The organism is Sphingomonas sp. PWP1-2 (genome assembly GCF_049898305.1).
Lineage (GTDB): Bacteria > Pseudomonadota > Alphaproteobacteria > Sphingomonadales > Sphingomonadaceae > Sphingomonas > Sphingomonas glacialis.
Genome location: NZ_JAFCXM010000002.1, coordinates 174440 through 193013 on the forward strand (window position 1 = coordinate 174440; position 18574 = coordinate 193013).

18 protein-coding genes are annotated in these 18574 nt (G+C 66.5%); 3 read left to right on the forward strand and 15 right to left on the reverse strand.

All coding sequences use genetic code 11. From position 1 onward, the window contains the following. Positions 1 to 61: 61 nt before the first annotated feature. From purL to aroQ, 6 genes are all read right to left on the reverse strand, one after another. On the reverse strand, positions 62 to 2302 hold the full coding sequence (gene purL / locus ACP7C5_RS05680) for a phosphoribosylformylglycinamidine synthase subunit PurL (RefSeq protein WP_426263493.1): 2241 nt from the start codon (positions 2300 to 2302) through the stop codon (positions 62 to 64). A 404-nt stretch (positions 2303 to 2706) separates the two neighbouring features. Next, complete coding sequence (locus tag ACP7C5_RS05685; protein ID WP_426263494.1) at positions 2707 to 3933, reverse strand: MFS transporter; 1227 nt, start codon at positions 3931 to 3933, stop codon at positions 2707 to 2709. 558 nt (positions 3934 to 4491) lie between these two features. Then, entirely contained in the window at positions 4492 to 5451 is a 960-nt protein-coding gene (locus tag ACP7C5_RS05690; protein ID WP_426263495.1) for an alpha/beta fold hydrolase, read from the reverse strand. Between the two features lie 89 nt (positions 5452 to 5540). Beyond that, positions 5541 to 6893, reverse strand: a complete 1353-nt coding sequence (gene accC / locus ACP7C5_RS05695; protein WP_426263496.1) for an acetyl-CoA carboxylase biotin carboxylase subunit — start codon at positions 6891 to 6893, stop codon at positions 5541 to 5543. 4 nt (positions 6894 to 6897) lie between these two features. Next, a complete protein-coding gene (gene accB / locus ACP7C5_RS05700; RefSeq protein WP_426263497.1) occupies positions 6898 to 7377 on the reverse strand; it encodes an acetyl-CoA carboxylase biotin carboxyl carrier protein in 480 nt (159 codons plus the stop codon). 34 nt (positions 7378 to 7411) lie between these two features. Further along, positions 7412 to 7846, reverse strand: a complete 435-nt coding sequence (gene aroQ, locus ACP7C5_RS05705) for a type II 3-dehydroquinate dehydratase (RefSeq protein ID WP_133188712.1) — start codon at positions 7844 to 7846, stop codon at positions 7412 to 7414. Positions 7847 to 8002: 156 nt separating this feature from the next. Between aroQ and thiS the strand changes: the two genes are divergently transcribed. Further along, positions 8003 to 9010 (forward strand): sulfur carrier protein ThiS, encoded by a 1008-nt coding sequence (thiS, locus tag ACP7C5_RS05710; RefSeq protein WP_133188710.1) that lies wholly within the window; start codon positions 8003 to 8005, stop codon positions 9008 to 9010. Between the two features lie 116 nt (positions 9011 to 9126). After that, positions 9127 to 9297, forward strand: coding sequence for a CsbD family protein (locus ACP7C5_RS05715; protein ID WP_133188708.1), 171 nt, complete (start codon positions 9127 to 9129; stop codon positions 9295 to 9297). A 43-nt stretch (positions 9298 to 9340) separates the two neighbouring features. On the opposite strand, the gene ACP7C5_RS05720 is transcribed toward ACP7C5_RS05715, so the two are convergent. The 4 genes from ACP7C5_RS05720 to ACP7C5_RS05735 all read right to left on the reverse strand — a co-directional run bounded on the left by ACP7C5_RS05720 (position 9341) and on the right by ACP7C5_RS05735 (position 12295). After that, a complete protein-coding gene (locus ACP7C5_RS05720) occupies positions 9341 to 11014 on the reverse strand; it encodes a thiamine pyrophosphate-binding protein (protein WP_426263498.1) in 1674 nt (557 codons plus the stop codon). Between the two features lie 378 nt (positions 11015 to 11392). Continuing rightward, entirely contained in the window at positions 11393 to 11728 is a 336-nt protein-coding gene (gene grxD, locus ACP7C5_RS05725; RefSeq protein ID WP_133188704.1) for a Grx4 family monothiol glutaredoxin, read from the reverse strand. A gap of 4 nt (positions 11729 to 11732) precedes the next feature. After that, entirely contained in the window at positions 11733 to 11972 is a 240-nt protein-coding gene (locus ACP7C5_RS05730; RefSeq protein ID WP_133188702.1) for a BolA/IbaG family iron-sulfur metabolism protein, read from the reverse strand. Next, the gene (locus ACP7C5_RS05735) at positions 11972 to 12295 is read right to left on the reverse strand and encodes a DUF1476 domain-containing protein (RefSeq protein ID WP_189674911.1); all 324 of its coding nucleotides are present in this window, start codon (positions 12293 to 12295) and stop codon (positions 11972 to 11974) included. The genes ACP7C5_RS05730 and ACP7C5_RS05735 overlap by 1 nt, the downstream gene beginning before the upstream one ends. A gap of 200 nt (positions 12296 to 12495) precedes the next feature. Here ACP7C5_RS05735 and ACP7C5_RS05740 point away from each other — a divergent pair, with 200 nt between their 5' ends. Beyond that, on the forward strand, positions 12496 to 13920 hold the full coding sequence (locus tag ACP7C5_RS05740; protein WP_426263499.1) for an Nramp family divalent metal transporter: 1425 nt from the start codon (positions 12496 to 12498) through the stop codon (positions 13918 to 13920). A 292-nt stretch (positions 13921 to 14212) separates the two neighbouring features. On the opposite strand, the gene ACP7C5_RS05745 is transcribed toward ACP7C5_RS05740, so the two are convergent. The 5 genes from ACP7C5_RS05745 to ACP7C5_RS05765 all read right to left on the reverse strand — a co-directional run bounded on the left by ACP7C5_RS05745 (position 14213) and on the right by ACP7C5_RS05765 (position 18420). Beyond that, positions 14213 to 15214 carry an NADPH:quinone oxidoreductase family protein gene (locus tag ACP7C5_RS05745; RefSeq protein WP_354285990.1) on the reverse strand — a complete coding sequence of 334 codons (1002 nt, stop codon included), beginning with the start codon at positions 15212 to 15214 and terminating at the stop codon, positions 14213 to 14215. Next, complete coding sequence (leuD, locus tag ACP7C5_RS05750; protein WP_426263500.1) at positions 15177 to 15806, reverse strand: 3-isopropylmalate dehydratase small subunit; 630 nt, start codon at positions 15804 to 15806, stop codon at positions 15177 to 15179. The genes ACP7C5_RS05745 and leuD overlap by 38 nt, the downstream gene beginning before the upstream one ends. 127 nt (positions 15807 to 15933) lie before the next feature. Then, positions 15934 to 17370, reverse strand: coding sequence for a 3-isopropylmalate dehydratase large subunit (gene leuC / locus ACP7C5_RS05755; protein WP_426263501.1), 1437 nt, complete (start codon positions 17368 to 17370; stop codon positions 15934 to 15936). Positions 17371 to 17484: 114 nt separating this feature from the next. Continuing rightward, positions 17485 to 17961, reverse strand: coding sequence for an AidA/PixA family protein (locus ACP7C5_RS05760; protein WP_206365657.1), 477 nt, complete (start codon positions 17959 to 17961; stop codon positions 17485 to 17487). Positions 17962 to 18018: 57 nt separating this feature from the next. Continuing rightward, complete coding sequence (locus ACP7C5_RS05765; protein WP_426263502.1) at positions 18019 to 18420, reverse strand: hypothetical protein; 402 nt, start codon at positions 18418 to 18420, stop codon at positions 18019 to 18021. Between the last annotated feature and the right edge of the window lie 154 nt (positions 18421 to 18574).

The window sequence follows — 18574 nt, forward strand, 5'->3', positions numbered from 1 at the left end:
GGGCGCTTGTTTCCAACGGGTTCGCGCCGCCCCGAATGCCGCGACCCCGCCGCCCGCCGGGTCAGTCGACGAGCGTCGCAGTATCGCCCATCAGCTTGGGGAAGAAACCTTCATGGGCGGTGCGCAGCGCGTCGAGCGTGACGACATGATCATCGTCGGGCAGTTCGAAGATCAGCCGGCCGGCGATCGTCCGGCCGATCCGCTCGATCTCGACCCCGGCGGCATCGGCGGCGGTCAGCGTCTCGAGCAGCAGATGGTCGGCGATCGTCGCGACATAGAGGCCCTGGTCCTCGCCGAACAGCGAGCACGCCACGCCGCACGGCAGCGGCGCGTGGAGCATTGCGCCGACATTGCCCGCAAGCGCCATCTCGGCGACCGTGACGGCCACGCCGCCGTCGGACACGTCGTGGACCGCGGTGAGCGCGCCGGTGGCGATGTGGGCGCGGACGAACTCGCCGTTGCGGCGCTCGGCCTCGAGATCGACCGGCGGGGGCGGGCCTTCTTCGCGACCATGGACTTCGCGCAGCCAGAGCGACTGGCCGAGGTGCCCGCGGCGGTCGCCGATCAGGACGATGACGTCGCCGGTGCCCTTGAACGCGATCGTCGCCGACTTCGACCAGTCGGCGAGCAGGCCGACGCCGCCGATCGCGGGGGTCGGCAGGATGGCGGAACCGCCGCCGGTCGCCTTGCTCTCATTGTAGAGCGAGACATTGCCCGAGACGATCGGGAAGTCGAGCGCGCGGCACGCATCGCCCATGCCGTCGAGGCAACCGGTGAGCTGCGCCATGATCTCGGGGCGCTGCGGATTGGCGAAGTTGAGGCAGTTGGTGACGGCGAGCGGGGTCGCGCCGACTGCCGAGAGGTTGCGGTAGCATTCGGCGATCGCCTGTTTGCCGCCCTCGTACGGGTCGGCGTAGCAATAGCGCGGGGTGCAATCGGTGCTCATCGCGAGCCCCTTCTGCGTGCCGTGGACGCGGACCACCGCTGCGTCGCCGCCGGGGCGCTGGACGGTGTCGGCGCCGACCTGGGTGTCATACTGCTCCCAGATCCAGCGGCGCGAGGCGATATCGGGCGAGGCCATCAGCTTGAGCAGGTCGGCGGCGATGTCGCTCGCCTCGGGCGTGGCGCCGAGCGGGGGCACCTTGGCCCAGGCCTGATACTCTTCCTTCGACGCGGCGGGGCGGTCGTAGAGCGGGGCTTCGTCGGCGAGCGGGGCGAGCGGGATGTCGCAGACGGTCTCGCCGTTGAATTTCAGCACCATGTGGCCGGTCTCGGTGACCTTGCCGATCACCGCGAAATCGAGCTCCCACTTCTTGAAGATCGCTTCGGCGAAATCCTCGCGGCCGGGCTTGAGGACCATGAGCATGCGCTCCTGGCTCTCGCTCAGCATCATTTCGTACGGGGTCATGCCGGTTTCGCGCTGCGGCACGGCGTTCATGTCGAGCTCGATGCCGACGCCGCCCTTGCTCGCCATCTCGACCGCCGAAGAGGTGAGGCCGGCGGCGCCCATGTCCTGGATCGCGACGATCGCGTCCGAGGCCATCAGTTCGAGGCACGCCTCGATCAAGAGCTTTTCGGTGAAGGGATCGCCGACCTGGACGGTCGGGCGCTTCGATTCCGAATCCTCGCCGAAATCGGCCGAGGCCATCGTCGCGCCGTGGATGCCGTCGCGGCCGGTCTTCGAGCCGACATAGACGATCGAATTGCCGATTCCGCTCGCGGCCGAATAGAAGATCTTGTCCTGCTGCGCGATGCCGACGGTCATCGCGTTGACGAGGATGTTGCCGTCATAGGCCGGGTGGAAATTGACCTCGCCGCCGACGGTCGGGACGCCGACGCAATTGCCGTAGCCGCCGATGCCGTGGACGACGCCCGCGATGAGGTGGCGCATCTTGGGATGATCGGGCCGGCCGAAGCGCAATGCATTGAGGTTGGCGATCGGGCGCGCGCCCATCGTGAAGACGTCGCGCAGGATGCCGCCGACGCCGGTCGCCGCGCCCTGATAGGGCTCGATGTACGAAGGGTGGTTGTGGCTCTCCATCTTGAAGATCGCTGCCTGGCCGTCGCCGATGTCGATGACGCCGGCATTCTCGCCGGGGCCGCAGATCACTTGCGGGCCGGTGGTGGGGAGCTTCTTCAGATGGATACGCGAGGATTTGTAGGAGCAATGCTCGGACCACATCACCGAGAAGATGCCGAGCTCGGTCAGGTTGGGCTCGCGGCCCATTGCGACGAGCACGCGCTCATATTCTTCGGTGGACAGCCCGTGCTGGGCGACGATCTCGGGGGTGATCTGGCTCATGGTGTGTGCCTTTAGCGGGCGGTTGCGCGTCCGTCACCCTTGTCGCGCGGGTCGATCTGCGACGAAGCGAGTTTGCTTGACTCGATTGACCCCTGGACGGGGTGTTGTGCGCGGCGATTGTTTCCGATTTTGGCATGATCTGGCTGGTTCGTGGTCGCGCGTGCGAGCCGGCGTTGCGGTTCGCTGTTCATAGGCTTTCTACGATTTGAAAGAGCAGACCGGAACATACCAGAAACGCGGCCTGTAGGACAGCGCTTTTACATCCTCCCCGGCACGGGGAGGGGGACTGTCCGCCCCCTTCGGGCGGATGGTGGAGGGGGCACGCCGCGACCGTTACGCTCGCGGCGCGCCCCCTCCCCCCTTCGCTGAATGCTCAGGGTCCCCCTCCCCGTGCCGGGGAGGAGTTAGGCCTTCGCCTCCTCGACAAAATCCACGTCGCGGCGTTCGGGGCCGAGCCACGTCCACAGCACCAGCACGAGCGCGGTCACCCCGGCGACTAACGCCATTGCATAGCCGTAATTGCCGCCATGCGCCTCGGCGATCCCGGCCTGGAGCGGCCCGTTGCGCGAGGCGATCAAATTGCCGAGTTGATAGGCGAAGCCCGGAAACATCCCGCGCACCAGCGCCGGCGACAGTTCGTTGAGATGCACCGGCACGATTCCCCACGCGCCCTGCACCGCGACCTGGACGAGAAATGCGCCGAGCCCGAGCAGCAACGGCGTCTGCGCGAACGCCCAGAGCGGGATCACCGGCAGGATGAGCAGGCTGGCGATGATGATCGCGCGCTTGCGGCCGATCGTCTCGGACCAGATGCCGAAACTCAGCCCGCCGACGATCGCGCCGATATTCATGATCGCGGTGAGCGTGCCGATCGTGTGCGTGTCGAACTTGTGCTGTTCGCGCAGGAAGGTCGGGTAGAGATCCTGCGTACCGTGGCTGAAGAAGTTGAAAGCCGTCATTAACACAACGAGATAGAGTGCGATCTTCCAATAGCGGGCGAGCTCGACGAACGGGTTGGGCTTGGCCTCGTCCTTGCGCGCCTCGAATGCGGGGCTTTCATCGACGTGCGAGCGGATGATGAAGACGAGGATCGCGGGCGCGATCCCGACGACGAACATGCCGCGCCAGCCGATCTGGTCGAACAGCAGGAAATAGACGAGGCTCGCGAGGAAATAGCCGGAAGGGTAGCCCGACTGGAGCAGCCCCGACACCGGCCCGCGCAGCCTGGGCGGGATCGATTCCATCACGAGGCTCGCGCCGATTCCCCATTCGCCGCCCATCGCAAAGCCGAACGCCGCGCGGACGACGAAGAGCATCGTCAGCGAGGTGACGAAGGCCGAGGCGAGCGAGAACGCCGAGAAGAGCAGGATGACGATCATCATGATCGGCCGCCGCCCGACGCGGTCGGCGAGCCAGCCGAAGACGAACGCGCCGAAGGGCCGCGCGGCGAGCGTGAGGAAGGTCGCTTCGGCGACATGCTTGACGTCGGTGCCGTATTCGGTGGCGATCGCCGAGAGCATGAAGACGAGCAGGAAGAAGTCGAACGCATCGAGCGTCCAGCCGAGATAGCTCGCCCAGATCGCATTGCGTTGCGATGGGCTGAGCGTGCGCAGTTGGTCGATCAGCGTCATGGCGGCTCCGGGGCGGTCGGGGGGAGCTTAGGGAGGCGGGGCGAGGAGGCCAAGCGGTTAGCGCGGGGTGTGTGGTGCGAGACGGCTCGCCCCCTTCGTTACCCCGGCCTTGTGCCGGGGCCTACCATCCCGCGAGAGCCGCACGCGCCGAACGCGCGTCTCTGTGGACCCCGGCACGGGACCGGGGTGACGGCGGGGGGGACGGCGGGGGGGGTGATTCCCTTGGCTTCGCGTCTTCGCGTCTTCGCTTGAAGAAGAAGCCTGGTTCACGCGAAGGCGCGAAGACGCGACGCGCAACCCCCTCTGCGTCCTCCGCGCCTCTGCGTGCAAAAAGAAGATGGTTCGCGCAGAGGCGCGGAGGACGCGGAGAAGAAGTGGCGCAGAGACGAACAGGCGACACCGCCGCCGATCCACCAATCCTCCCATCCGTCACCCCGGGCTCGTCCCGGGGTCCACCGTGCCGCGCGTTCTGCGCGTGCAGCTCCTGCGGACGGTGGACCCCGGCACAAGGCCGGGGTGACGGCGGCAGCGGCGGCGGGGGCTGGCGTCGGGAATGGTCTATCCGGCCGGCAGCCCCGCGACGAAGCGGTCGAGGTCGGCGGCGCTTTGATCGGGGTGTTCCTCCATCGGCACGTGACCGACCCCGGGATAGACGATCAGCCTGCTTGCCGGGATTTGCCGGTGCAGCCATTCGCCCGACGATAGCGGGATCAGATGATCGAGCGCGCCCCACAGGATGAGCACCGGCATTTTCAGCGTTGCAAGCTGCGCCGGTGTCGCCACGTCGGGCGGCAGCGCAAAGCGGTCGATCGTCGCGACGCGGTTGCCGGGATAGCGCAGCAGCTCCCAATAGCGATCGATCATCGCCGCATCGACAAGGCGTGGATCGCCGAATACCTGGGGCAGGCTGTCGGCGATCAGGCTGCGTGGGGTGATGACTGCGGCGATATTGCGCAGGATGGGGATCCGCGCGATGCGGAAGGCGAGCGGGGCGTCGTGCGATCCGCCCGGTTCGGGCTGGCCGACCGAATCGACCAGGACGAGCGCGCGGACATGCTCGGGATGCGCCAGCGCGTAATGCCACGCGACCCCGCCGCCCATCGAATTGCCGACGACCACCATCCGATCGACCGCCAGCCGCCTGCGGATCTGCTCGACGACATCGACATAGGCGGCGGGGCGATAGTCGTGCGTCGGACTCGCGCCGGTCAGGCCGTGGCCGGGCAAATCCATGCGGATGAGGCGATAGCGCGTCTGGAGTCGCTGCGCCCACGGTTCCCAGGTGTGGAGCGAGGCGTTCGAGCCGTGGACCAATAGGAGCATCGGCGCATCGCGCGGGCCGGTATCGCGCAGATGGACGCGGAGGCCCCCGCCGAGATCGACGAACTGCGACGGCGGTGCGCCGTATTTGGCGCGCATCGCGCGCGGATCGGTGTCGGGGCTGCGAAAGGAGAGAAAGGCGATGAACAGCGACGCGAAGATCGCTGCCGCGATTGCAGTGAGAATTCGTGTGCGCACCGATTTCCCCTTGTCACCCCCAACGCCGTGGTGTGGCGCCGATCACCGCATCATTACGGGTTCGCAAGGAATAACAAGGGGAAAGGGGATCAGGCTTCCTGGCGCGCGAGCCATTCCTCAAGCCACTTGATCGTATAGTCGCCCTTCTGGAAGTCGGGGTCCTCGATCAAGGCCTGGTGGAGCGGGATCGTCGTCGTCGGGCCGTCGATGACGAACTCCTCCAGCGCACGGCGCAGCCGGCGGATAGCGCCGGCGCGGGTGGTGCCATAGACGATCAGCTTGGCGATCATCGAATCGTAGTACGGCGGCACGCGGTAGCCGGCGTAGAGCCCGCTATCGACGCGGACGTTCATCCCGCCCGGCGCGTGATACGCCTTCACCAGCCCCGGCGACGGCGCGAAGGTGCGCGGGTCCTCGGCGTTGATGCGGCATTCGATCGCATGGCCGCGGAACTGGACGTCTTCCTGGCGGAGCGTCAGGCCATGCCCTTCGGCGATGCGGATCTGTTCGCGCACCAGGTCGAGCCCGGTGATCGCCTCGGTGACGGGATGCTCGACCTGCAGGCGCGTGTTCATTTCGATGAAATAGAACTCGCCATTTTCCCACAGGAACTCGATCGTCCCGGCGCCGCGATAGCCCATGTCGGCCATCGCCTTCGCACAGACGCCGCCCATGCGTGCACGGTCTTCTTCGCCGAGCACGGGGGAGGGGGCCTCTTCGAGCACCTTCTGGTGGCGGCGCTGGAGCGAGCAGTCGCGCTCGCCCAGGTGGATCGCATTGCCTTCGCCGTCGCCGAACACCTGGAATTCGATGTGGCGCGGATTGCCGAGATATTTCTCGAGATAGACCGTCGCATCGCCGAACGCGGCCTTCGCCTCGCTGCCGGCCTGCTGCATCAGCGTTTCGAGCTGGTCCTCGGAGGTGCAGACCTTCATCCCGCGACCACCGCCGCCCGACGCGGCCTTGATGATCACCGGATAGCCGGCTTGCGCCGCGATTTCCTTGGCTTCGGCGAGATCGCTGATCGGACCCGCGGAGCCTGGAACGAGCGGCAGGCCGAGCGCGCCGGCGGTACGCTTGGCCTCGATCTTGTCGCCCATCGTGCGGATATGCTCGGGCTTGGGGCCCACGAAGATGATGCCGTGCGCTTCGATGATCTCGGCGAACTTGGCGTTCTCCGAGAGGAAGCCATAGCCTGGATGGATCGCATCGGCGCCCGAGATTTCGGCGGCCGAGATGATGTTGGGGATGTTGAGATAGCTCTCGGTCGCGCTCGGCGGCCCGATGCAAATCGCCTGGTCGGCGAGGCGCACGTGCATCGCATCGGCGTCGGCGGTCGAATGCACCGCGACGGTCTGGATGCCCATTTCGTGGCAAGCGCGGTGGATCCGCAGCGCGATCTCGCCGCGGTTCGCGATGAGGAGCTTCTTGATCTCGGCCACGTGCTTACTCGACCACCACGAGCGGCTGGTCGAATTCGACCGGCTGGCCGCTCGTCACCAGCACCGCGGTAACACGGCCCGCGCTCGGCGCGAGGATCGGGTTCATCACCTTCATCGCCTCGACGATCAGCAGCGTGTCGCCAGCGGCAACGCTGTCGCCGACGCTGACGAAGGTCTTCGCCTCGGGGTTGGGCGAGAGATAGGCGGTGCCGACCATCGGCGATTTGACCGCGTTGAGCGCGGCGGCCGGCGCAGCGACGATTTCGGCGGGTGCCATCGCTGCGGGCGCGGGCGCGCTGGCAACGGGGGCGGGGGCGTATTGCACCGCGCCCGCGACAGCTGCCGCCTTGCGCGCGATGCGGATCTTGCGCCCGCCATCCTCGACTTCGATCTCGGTCAGCTGCGTGTCATCGAGCAGCTGGGCGAGCTGACGCACCAGATCGACGTCGATCCGCATTGCATCCGTGTTCGTATCTTCGGCCATACGACCCTTATCTCCCTTGTTACGGCGCGTCCTGTCAGAGACGCGCGGCGGCTTCAAGCGCCAGCATATAGGAAAATGCGCCGAAACCGCAGATCGTCCCGTGCGCTACGGGGGAGATACGGCTGATGTGGCGAAAGGCTTCGCGCGCGTGCGGGTTCGAGAGATGGACCTCGATCACCGGCGTGCGGATCGCCTTGATCGCATCATAGAGCGCGATCGAGGTGTGCGTGTAGGCGCCGGCGTTGAGCAGCACCGCCTTGGCGGGGAGCGCCTGTGCCTCGTGCAGCCAGTCGATCAGATGCCCCTCATGGTTCGACTGGCGCAGGTCGATCGACAGGCCGAGCTCGCGCGAGCGATCCTCGAGCTGGCCGGCGATATCGTCGAGCGTTTCGTGGCCGTAGATCTCGGGCTCGCGGGTGCCGAGCAGGTTGAGGTTGGGACCGTTGAGGACGAAGATGGTTTCGGGCATCGCGCGGGACTTCCGTTTGCGGGCGGTTGAATGCTGCCAGGCCTCGGCCTAGTTGAGCAGACCCATAGCCCGTTCGCCCCAAGCTTGTCGAAGGGCTGTTCGTCCCGGCCGGGACGGACAGGGTTTCGCCAAGCTCAGCCCGAACGGGGAACGAACGTGCCGCACACCGATGGAACCGTCAGCATCCAGGTCAATGGCGAGCATCGCCGCGTGCGCAGCGGGCTGAGCCTCGCCGAGTTGGCGCAGGATCTGGGGCTGCTGCCCGAGAAGGTCGCGATCGAACGCAACCTCGAGGTCGTACCGCGCTCGACGCTCGGCGACGTGCTGGTCGAGGATGGCGACGAGCTCGAGATCGTGCATTTCGTCGGCGGTGGGGATCATGCCGCCGCAGTCGATGCCGACACCTGGAGCGTTGCGGGGCGTACCTTCCGCTCGCGCCTCATCGTCGGCACGGGCAAATACAAGGATTTCGCGCAGAACGCCGCCGCGCTCGAGGCGTCTGGCGCCGAGATCGTCACCGTCGCGGTGCGCCGCGTCAACGTGTCGGACCGCAACGCACCGATGCTGACCGACTTCATCGACCCCAAGAAAGTCACCTATCTGCCCAATACCGCGGGCTGCTTCGATGCCGAATCGGCGATCCGCACGCTGCGCCTCGCGCGCGAGGCGGGCGGTTGGGACCTGGTGAAGCTCGAAGTGCTGGGGGAAGCGCGGACGCTTTATCCCGACATGGTGGAGACGCTGCGCGCGACCGAGATCCTCGCCAAGGAAGGTTTCCTGCCGATGGTCTATTGCGTCGACGATCCGATCGCGGCGAAGCGGCTCGAGGATGTCGGCGCGGTGGCGATCATGCCACTTGGTGCGCCGATCGGATCGGGGCTGGGGATCCAGAACCGCGTCACGATCCGGCTGATCGTCGAGGGCGCGAAGGTGCCGGTGCTGGTCGATGCCGGGGTCGGCACCGCGTCCGAGGCGGCGCAGGCGATGGAGCTTGGCTGCGACGGCGTGCTGATGAACACCGCCATCGCCGAGGCGAAGGATCCGGTGATGATGGCGGCGGCGATGAAAGCCGGGGTCGAGGCGGGGCGGCTCGCTTATCGTGCCGGGCGGATGGGGCGGCGGATGTATGCCGATCCGTCGAGCCCGCTCGCCGGTCTCATCTGAGCGGAATCAGCCATAGTATGAAACATAAGTTATGGAACCAGCGCGAGACTAATCCGTTTAAACTTCGGGACTAGCCGATGTCGACCCGCGACATCGAACACCGAAAGGATAGTATCATGGGCGAATTCGTCGACAAGGTCAAAGGCAACGTCAATGAAGCCATTGGCAAGGTGAAGCAGCACAGCGATAATCCCGAGACGAAGGCCGAAGGCGCCGCGCAGGAAGCCAAGGGCAAGGCCCAGCAGGCTGCCGGCACCGTCAAGGGCGCGCTCGGCGACGATATTTGATCTTCGGATCATTTGCGTAACGCGTACCGAAAGGCCGCTCCGATTACGGAGCGGCCTTTTTGGTGTTTGCCGCCATCGCGGTCAGCGTCGTTCCGGCGGTGATCGCCTCGATGTCGGTCTTGAGGTGGAGCAGGCGTACGCCGGTCTCGGCCATCGCGCGGGCGAGCGCCGGGGCAAAAGCTGCGGTCGTCTCGACCGTCTCTGCCCAGCAGCCATAGGCGCGGCCGAGCGCAGCGAAATCGGGATTGTGCAATCGCGTGCCGGTGACGCGGCCGGGATATTCGCGCTCCTGGTGCATGCGGATCGTGCCGTAGCCGCTATTGTCGATCACCAGCACGAGCATGTCGGCGCCATGCGCGACCGCGGTGGCGAGTTCCTGACCGTTCATCAGGAAACAGCCATCGCCGGCGAGCGCGACGACGGTCCGGTCGGGATGGCGAAGCGCAGCGGCGGTGGCGGCGGGGACGCCGTAGCCCATTGCGCCTGCGGTCGGCGCGAGCTGCGTGCCGGGGCCGGCATAGCGCCAGTAGCGATGCCACCAGCCGCTATAATTGCCCGCGCCGTTGCAGATGATGCTGTCGGCGGGGAGGTGCTCGCGCATCGCCGCGACGCAGGGGCCGAGGTCGAGTGTAACGCCTGCGCGCGGGGCGGGGGTCGACCAGGCGAGATACGCAGCGTGCGCGTCGGCGCCTGAGTCGAGCATCGGCATGTCGATCGCAAGCAGCGTATCGGCGAAGCTCGTCATGTCGGCACAAATCGCCAGATCGGCGCGGTAGGTCTGGCCGAGTTCGTTCGGATCGGGATGGATATGGACGATCCGCTGGCCGGGATGGTCGGGCGTGATCAGCGTATAGCCATCGGTCGTCGCCTCGCCGAGCCGGGGCCCGGCGACGATCAGCAGGTCTGCTTCGCGAATCCGCGCGACGAGCGCGGGATTGGGGCCGTACCCGAGATTGCCCGCCCATACGGGCGATTCGTTGGCGATCGCATCCTGGCGGCGGAAGGCCGAAGCGACGGGGACGCCCGATCGCTCCGCCCAGGCGGCGAAATCGCGCGCGGCGGCTGGCGTCCAACCCGCGCCGCCGATGATCGCGAGCGGACGCTCGGCCGCGCCGAGCAGGGCTGCGAGGTCACACATCTGGACCGGATCGCACGCCTGGACGACGCGCTCGACGCGTGGGCGATCGAGCGCTGCGACGTCGTCGAGCAGCATGTCCTCGGGCAGCGCGAGCACGACCGGCCCCGGCCGCCCCGACATCGCGACGTTCCACGCGCGCGCGACATATTCGGGGATGCGCTGCGCATCGTCGATCTTCGCCGCCCATTTGGCGATGGGGCCGAACATCGCGGGGAAGTCGATTTCCTGGAACGCCTCGCGATCCTTGGTGCCGCGATCGACATCGCCGATGAACAGCACCATCGGCTGCGAATCCTGCATCGCGACATGGACGCCGATCGACGCGTTGGTAGCGCCCGGCCCGCGCGTGACGAAGGCGACGCCGGGGCGCCCGGTCAGCGCGCCGTCGGCGCACGCCATGAAGCCGACGCCGCCCTCCTGCCGGCATACCACCAGGTCGATCTGCGGCGTGTCGTGGAGCGCGTCGAGCACCGCGAGGAAGCTCTCGCCTGGGACGGTGAAGATCCGGTCGCAGCCTTGCGCGACGAGTTGATCGACGAGGATGCGCCCGCCGGTGCGGGGGGAGGGGGAGGTGGTCATCGCCATTTTGTAGCGGGGCCGCGGCGGCTTGGGTAGGTCTCGAGGGCCGCAAGTGGCGTGGGAAACGTCGCGTTCCCCGGCGGAGGCCGGAGCCCAGGTGCGATGGCGGTGAAGGGGACCGTCGCTTGCCCGATCGGCGACGCCGCGACTAGGCCCCGGCCTTCGCCGGGGAACGATGTGCGGCGAGCGGGCGGCTATCTGTCGAAAAATCTTACAGCTGCAACCTTGCGGCTATCGGCGTTAACTAGTTGAAACCGCGTGAAACCGGGATTTCTCAAAACTGGCACGCGCGGTGCAATACTCTGTATACGCCGAGCGGTAATCGCTTCAGCAGGGCGGGCAAGCGCTACAGAGCGCGGCCCGCCCGACCCGGCATCCTCACTTCTCGGTCGAAACGCCCTGTTCCTCGAGCAGCGCGGCGAGCTCGCCGCTCTCGTACATCTCCATCATGATGTCCGATCCGCCGACGAATTCGCCCTTCACATAGAGCTGCGGGATCGTCGGCCAATCGGAGAATTGCTTGATCCCCTGGCGGACGCCCTGGTCCTGCAGCACGTCGACGCTGCCGAACTCGGCGCCGAGATGGTTGAGGATCGCGACCGCCCGGCTCGAAAAGCCGCACTGCGGGAAGAGCGGGCTGCCCTTCATGAACAGGACGACGTCGTCCTTCTGGACGAGTTCGGCGATGCGGATCTGGTCTGGATCGGTGCTCATAGGTTTACTCCTGGACTGGTACGGCGGTGGTCAGCTGAAGCGCGTGGAGCACGCCCCCCATCTTGTCACCGAGCGCGGCGTAGACGGCGCGCTGTTGCTTGAGGCGGGGCAGCCCGCGGAAACTTTCCGACACGACGCGGGCGGCCCAATGGTTGTTGTCGCCCGCAAGATCGGTCATCTCGACCTGCGCGTCGGGGATTCCCGCGACGATCAGCGAGACGATCTCATCGGCGGCCATTGGCATTATTGCGATCCCATCAACTGGCGACGCGCCTCGACGGTCTTTTCCTCGATCGCGCGGCGAATCGCCGGCTCGTCGATCTCGACGCCTGCGGCGGTCAAGTCGCTGACGAGCTTGCGGATCACGTCCTCGTCGCCGGCTTCCTCGAAATCGGCCTGCACCACGGCGGTGGCATAGGCGTCCGATTCTTCCTTGGTCAGCTTCATCTGCGTCGCCGCCCATTGCCCGAGCAACCGGTTTCGGCGCGCCACGATCCGGAAGGCAACTTCTTCGTCGCGGGCATATTTGGTTTCGAAAGCGCGCTCGCGATCGTCGAAAGTGGTCATGGTCGGTCCCCTTGGGCCTGTCGAAATAGCGCCTTCGAGATAAGCGTGCTGCGGGGCATGCGCAACGCCCGCCGCGCGGCTACGCATCGAAAGCAACTTTGTCGCATCTGAATCGCTTGCTTGGCCGTAGCCGGGACAGCCCGCATCGGTTTACACGCAATCGATCGCTTCACTGTCCAAAGCCGGGATTTCGACCATCAATGGCCACATTGCCCGACCGATCCTCTCCGCAAGACCTGGCGCCGTCGTTGCCCGAGGCGCACCGCACGCTCAAGGTATGGGCGACGGGCGATGCGCGGCGTTCGGGCTGGCGGCAATGGCTGGGCTTTGCCGGGCCGGGGTTCCTGGTCTCGGTCGGCTATATGGACCCGGGCAATTGGGGGACCGATCTCGCTGGCGGGAGCCAGTTCGGCTACAGTCTGCTGTGGGTCATCCTCGCGTCGAACCTGATGGCGATCTTCCTGCAGATCCTCTGCGCGCGGCTCGGCATCGTCACGGGGCGCGACCTCGCGCAGTCGTGCCGCGACTATTATCCGCGGCCGGTCGCGGTGGCGCTGTGGCTGCTGTGCGAGATCGCGATCATCGCCTGCGATCTGGCCGAGGTGGTCGGCTCGGCGGTGGCGCTCAACTTGCTGCTCGGGTTGCCGTTGGTGTGGGGGGTGCTCGTCACCGGGCTCGACGTGCTGTTGTTGCTGCTGCTCATCAACCTCGGCTTCCGCAAGATCGAGGCGGTGGTGATGGCGCTGATCGCGACGATCGCCTTGTGCTTCGTCTACACGATCTTTCTCGCCAAGCCCGACTGGAGCGCGGTGGCCTTGGGGGCGGTGACGCCGGCGATTCCGAATACCGCGGCGTTGCTGGTGGCGCTCGGCATCCTCGGCGCGACCGTGATGCCGCATAACCTCTATCTACACAGCTCGATCGTCCAGACGCGCGCGTTCGGGCGCACGCCGCGCGACGTCAAGGCGGCCTTGTGGTTCAACACGCTCGATACCGTGCTCGCGCTGGGCGCCGCGTTCTTCGTCAACGCCGCGATCCTGGTGCTGGCGGCGGCGGTGTTCTGGCGCTCGGGGATCGTGGTGGATGATCTGCGGCAGGCGTTCGAGTTGCTGCGCCCGGCCTTGGGCGGCGTGGCGGCGACGGCGTTTGCGCTGGCGCTGCTGGCCTCGGGGCAGTCGAGCACGATTACCGGGACGCTTGCCGGGCAGATCGTGATGGAGGGGTTCCTGCGGATCCGTATTGCGCCGTGGATCCGCCGGCTGGTGACGCGCGGGATCGCGATCGTGCCGGCTCTGGTGGTGATCTCGGCGAGCGGCGGCAAGGATACCGTCGAGCTGCTCGTGGTGTCGCAAGTCGTGCTGTCGATGCAGCTGCCGTTCGCGATCTTCCCGCTGATGATGGTGACGAGCAGCCGCGCGCGGATGGGGGACTATGCCAATCCGCTATGGGTGAAGCTGGTCGGGTATGCGATTTGCAGCGTGATCGCGGTGCTCAACGTTTATCTGCTGTGGCAGACGATCGGGCCGGTGTGGGTCGGCGTGATGGCGGCGGTGGTGGTGGTGTTCGCGCTCTATGTCTGGGTGTCGGAGCGCCGGGTGGCGGCGGGGCGCGTAGCCAGTTCGTAAGCCGCTTTCGCGTCTTCGCGTCTAAAAGAAGGCTGGTTCACGCGAAGGCGCGAAGACACGAAGAGCGACGCCTCTGCGTCCTCCGCGCCTCTGCGCGCAAAAAAGAAGATGGTTCGCGCAGAGGCGCAGAGGACGCGGAGCAGAAGAAGAGAAAGTTGCATGGCATGGGGCCGACGCTCCCTCCGTCGTCACCCCGGGCTTGTCCCGGGGTCGACCGTGCCGCACCCGCTGCCGATGAGGCGTATGGGGGACGGTGGACCCCGGCACAGGGCCGCGGTGACGGAAGGGGGCGTCAGTCCGCTACCTTCACCACCAGCTTCCCAATCGCGGCGCGGGCTGCCATCTTGGCGATCGCCTTGCCGCCATCTTCGAATGCGAAGGTCTCGGTGACGCGCGGCGCGATCTTGCCGTCCTGCCACAGCTGGAAGAGCCGCGCGATGTGTGCGGCGTTGGCCTTGGGATCGCGTGCGGCGAAGGCGCCCCAGAAGACGCCGCAGACGTCGCAGCTCTTGAGCAGCGTCAGGTTGAGCGGGAGCTTGGGGATGCCGGCGGGGAAGCCGACGACGAGATAGCGGCCCTCCCACGCGATCGAGCGCAAAGCGGGCTCGGCATAGTCGCCGCCGACCGGATCGTAGATCACGTCATAGCCGGCCTTGCCGCCGAGCGCCTTGAACTGCTCGGCCAGCGCCTTGGACTGGTCCTTGTCGAACGGCGCGCGGGCGTAGATCAGCGTCTCGTCGGCACCCGCGTCACGCGCGGCCTGCGCCTTTTCCTCGGACGACACCGCCGCGACGACGCGCGCGCCGAACGCCTTGCCGAGCTCGATCGCCGCCAAGCCGACGCCGCCGGCCGCACCGAGCACAAGCAGGCTCTGCCCCTCGGCGATATGGCCGCGGTCGAGCAGCGCGTGGATCGTGGTGGCATAGGTGAGCAGCAGCGCCGCACCCTCGGCGAAATCGCGCTCGGGCGGGAGCGGGTAGAGCGAGCCGGCCGGCACCGCGACCTTCTCGACCAGCCCACCGTGCCCGGTCATGCCGATCACGCGGTCGCCGACAGTCCAGCCGGTCACGCCTTCGCCGATGCTCTCGATCACGCCGGCGATCTCGCCGCCCGGCGCGAACGGGCGTTGCGGCTTGAATTGATATTTGTCCTCGATGATCAGCACGTCGGGATAGTTGATCGCGCACGCCTTGACCGCGACCACGACCTGCCCCGCGCCCGCCACCGGATCAGGCAGTTCGTCGAGACCTAGAGTTTCAGGTCCGCCCGCCGCTTTCGACAGAAGTGCTCGCATGTGCCCGGTCTCCGCTCATCCACGGCCGGTGTTCTTTTACCCCGGCTTCGTATTTCGAAATCTGGGTATCTCTTGCCAGCGTAAGACCGATCTCGTCCAGCCCTTCCATCAGGCACTGGCGACGAAACGCGTCGAGTTCGAAGCCGAAGCGATCCTGATAGGGAGTGGTGACGGTCATCGTCTCGAGATCGACGGTGATCGGCTGGTCTTGCGCGACCTCGATCAAGCGGTCGATCGCGTCCTGCGGCAGCACGACCGCGACGATCCCGTTCTTGAAGGCGTTGCCCGAAAAGATGTCGGAAAAGCTCGGCGCGAGGACGGCGCGGATGCCCATGTCGGCAAGCGCCCAGGCGGCATGCTCGCGGCTCGACCCGCAGCCGAAATTGTCGCCCGCGATCAGCATCGGCGATCCGGCATAGCGCGAATCGTCGAAGATGTTGCCGGGGACCGCGCGCACCGTTTCGAACGCGCCCTTGCCGAGCCCCTCGCGGGTGATCGTCTTGAGCCAGTGCGCGGGGATGATGACGTCGGTATCGACGTTCTTCTGGCCCCAGGGATAGGCCTTGCCCGAAACCTGCGTCACTGGCTGCATGCGTTAGCGTCCGGTTGATGTCGGCGTGGTCGCCGCATTGGTCTTGGCGGTGGCGACATAGGCGGCCATCCCGCTGAGAATGGTGCCCATCACGAGCAGAACCAGAACGCGCTTCATACAATGCCCCTCAAGAACTCGTAACCAGGTTACGAACATCGCTCAGTCTTCCCGTGACGGCGGCCGCAGCCGCCATCGCGGGTGAAACCAGATGCGTGCGCGCACCCGGTCCTTGTCGTCCTACGAAATTGCGGTTCGAAGTGGAAGCGCAGCGTTGCCCCGGCGGCACTTTGTCGGGGTTCATCGCCAGGCACATCGAGCACCCCGGCTCGCGCCATTCGAACCCGGCGGCGAGGAAGATGCGGTCGAGCCCCTCTGACTCTGCCTGCGCCTTGACCAGCCCCGAACCGGGCACGACGAGCGCAGTGACGCCATCGGCGACGTGACGCCCGTCGGCGACCTTCGCAGCGGCACGCAGATCCTCGATGCGGCTGTTGGTGCAGCTGCCGATGAAGACGTAATCGACGCCGACGTCCTGCATCGCGGTGCCCGCAGCGAGGCCCATATAGGCGAGCGACTTGCGCGCGGCGTCGCGCTTGGCGGGATCGGCGAAGCTGTCGGGATCGGGGACGACGCCGGTGATCGGCACGACGTCCTCAGGCGAGGTGCCCCAGGTCAGCAGCGGGGCGATGTCGGCCGCGTCGATCGTGACGACCGCGTCGTACACCGCGCCGGGGTCGCTCGGCAGCGTGCGCCAATAGGCGAGCGCCTCGTCCCAATCGGCACCCTTGGGTGCCATCGGGCGGCCCTTCAAATAGGCGAAGGTCGTCTCGTCGGGCGCGACGAGGCCGGCGCGCGCGCCCGCTTCGATCGACATGTTGGCGATTGTCAGGCGGCCCTCGATCGACATCTCGCGGATCGTCGAGCCGGTATATTCGAGGACATAGCCCGTGCCGCCGGCGGCACCGAGCTTGCCGATGATCGCCAGCGCGACGTCCTTCGCCGAAACGCCGAAGCCGAGCGTGCCGTCGACGCGGACTTCCATCGTCTTCGACTGGCCGAGCAGCAGCGTCTGCGTGGCGAGCACATGCTCGACCTCGCTCGTGCCGATGCCGAAGGCCAGCGCGCCGAGTGCGCCGTGCGCCGAGGTGTGGCTGTCGCCGCAGACGAGCGTCGTACCGGGGAGGGTGAAGCCCTGCTCGGGGCCGACGACATGGACGATGCCCTGCGCCGGCGCGAGCGCGTCGATATAATCGATGCCGAAATCGGCGGTGTTGCGGGTCAGCGCGTCGAGCTGCGCCGCGCTTTCGGGATCGGCGATCGGCAGCGGACGCCCCCCCGCGTCGCGGCGCGCGGTGGTCGGCAGGTTATGGTCGGGTACCGCGAGCGTGAGGTCGGGGCGGCGGACGGTGCGGCCGTTCGCGCGGAGGCCGGAGAAGGCCTGCGGGCTGGTCACTTCGTGGACGAGGTGACGGTCGATATAGATCAGGCACGTGCCGTCGTCGCGCTGTTCGACGACGTGTTCGGCCCAGATTTTTTCGTACAAGGTGCGGGGGTGGTTCGCCATAAGGCGCTCGCCCTAGCCGAAAGATGCGCCGAGGCAAAGCTTTGGATGCCGGAAGTTGCGCCGCGCGCAAGACGGCGACTGCGCGTACCCGTCGATACGCGCAGCCCCGCTCCCTCACTTTGCAGTGATAAAGGGGTCCCAATTGACGTAATAGGAGATCGGGCGGAGCTGGCCGACCGTCACTTTGATCTGGATCTGATAGGTCTGGTGGCCGACATTCATCGCCTGACCGATCCAATAGGCGCCGACCGGTTCGGTACCGATCGGCGGTTGCTGCTGTGGATAGCCTTGCGAGCCGAACACCGACCCCTGCGACACGGTGAAACCGGTGATGATCACGGTATCGCCGCTGCCCGGATTGATCGGCACGGTGTTGAAGCCGATCAGCGAGCCGACCGGGACGACGGTCGACAGCTCCATCTGGCCTTCGTTGGTGCTGCCGTTCGAGACCTGATTGTCCATCATATAGACGCCGTGGCTGATGTTCTGCCCCTGCTGCGAGGCGACATAGGCGGTGTCGACCGCGATTGTAACGAAAGCCTGGGGCTGCAGCACCGCCGTCTGCACCAGCACGAGGTTGGATGCGCTCATCATTGTGACGATTCCTTTGCGATTTCGAGAAGATCGGACCGGGCGCGCGTCGCGCGCTTATTTCACCGCCATCGACGGGTCGAAATTGATCGTGATGCCCGCGCTGCCCGGCTGCTTCTGGGCGTTGATCGTGACTTGGTAAGCATCCTGACCGGTCGCCTGGACCTGGCCGACAAAGGCGCCGGTGCCGTCGGCTTGCGGCTGGCCGCCCGCGCCCCAGATGTTGGCGTTGCCGATCGCGGTGAGCGTCGGGACGACCGTGCTGGTCGCATCGATGTTGTAGACGTTCCATTGGATCGTCGAGCCATTGGTCACCTGCGTCAGCAGGTTGGGCGTGCCTTCGTTGGTGCTGCCCACGCCGACGCGGTTGTCGACGGCATAGACGCCCCTGGTAGAGCCATTCTGGATCGCGTTGATATCGACCCAGATCTGGATGAACACGGTTGCTGAGCTTGCCACTCCACTCTCCTTCGCTGCGTGATGGGGAACGCGGTGCGCGGCAGCGTCGGGGAAATCGGGTCCGATCGCTGTCGCGCAGGGCTTAGCCGACGCAAAAGGCGCGCGCAGGCAGTGTTGGCTCCGAAACGACCCGAACCACGCGCACGCGCGCGGG

Bases quoted from the DNA above. Each gene is read 5' to 3' on its own strand.
- purL (WP_426263493.1), bottom strand. From the start codon at position 2,302: ATGAGCCAGATCACCCCCGAGATCGTCGCCCAGCACGGGCTGTCCACC.
- ACP7C5_RS05685 (WP_426263494.1), bottom strand. From the start codon at position 3,933: ATGACGCTGATCGACCAACTGCGCACGCTCAGCCCATCGCAACGCAAT.
- accB (WP_426263497.1), bottom strand. From the start codon at position 7,377: ATGGCCGAAGATACGAACACGGATGCAATGCGGATCGACGTCGATCTG.
- aroQ (WP_133188712.1), bottom strand. From the start codon at position 7,846: ATGCCCGAAACCATCTTCGTCCTCAACGGTCCCAACCTCAACCTGCTC.
- ACP7C5_RS05715 (WP_133188708.1), top strand. From the start codon at position 9,127: ATGGGCGAATTCGTCGACAAGGTCAAAGGCAACGTCAATGAAGCCATT.
- ACP7C5_RS05720 (WP_426263498.1), bottom strand. From the start codon at position 11,014: ATGACCACCTCCCCCTCCCCCCGCACCGGCGGGCGCATCCTCGTCGAT.
- grxD (WP_133188704.1), bottom strand. From the start codon at position 11,728: ATGAGCACCGATCCAGACCAGATCCGCATCGCCGAACTCGTCCAGAAG.
- ACP7C5_RS05730 (WP_133188702.1), bottom strand. From the start codon at position 11,972: ATGCCAATGGCCGCCGATGAGATCGTCTCGCTGATCGTCGCGGGAATC.
- ACP7C5_RS05735 (WP_189674911.1), bottom strand. From the start codon at position 12,295: ATGACCACTTTCGACGATCGCGAGCGCGCTTTCGAAACCAAATATGCC.
- ACP7C5_RS05740 (WP_426263499.1), top strand. From the start codon at position 12,496: ATGGCCACATTGCCCGACCGATCCTCTCCGCAAGACCTGGCGCCGTCG.
- ACP7C5_RS05745 (WP_354285990.1), bottom strand. From the start codon at position 15,214: ATGCGAGCACTTCTGTCGAAAGCGGCGGGCGGACCTGAAACTCTAGGT.
- leuD (WP_426263500.1), bottom strand. From the start codon at position 15,806: ATGCAGCCAGTGACGCAGGTTTCGGGCAAGGCCTATCCCTGGGGCCAG.
- leuC (WP_426263501.1), bottom strand. From the start codon at position 17,370: ATGGCGAACCACCCCCGCACCTTGTACGAAAAAATCTGGGCCGAACAC.
- ACP7C5_RS05760 (WP_206365657.1), bottom strand. From the start codon at position 17,961: ATGAGCGCATCCAACCTCGTGCTGGTGCAGACGGCGGTGCTGCAGCCC.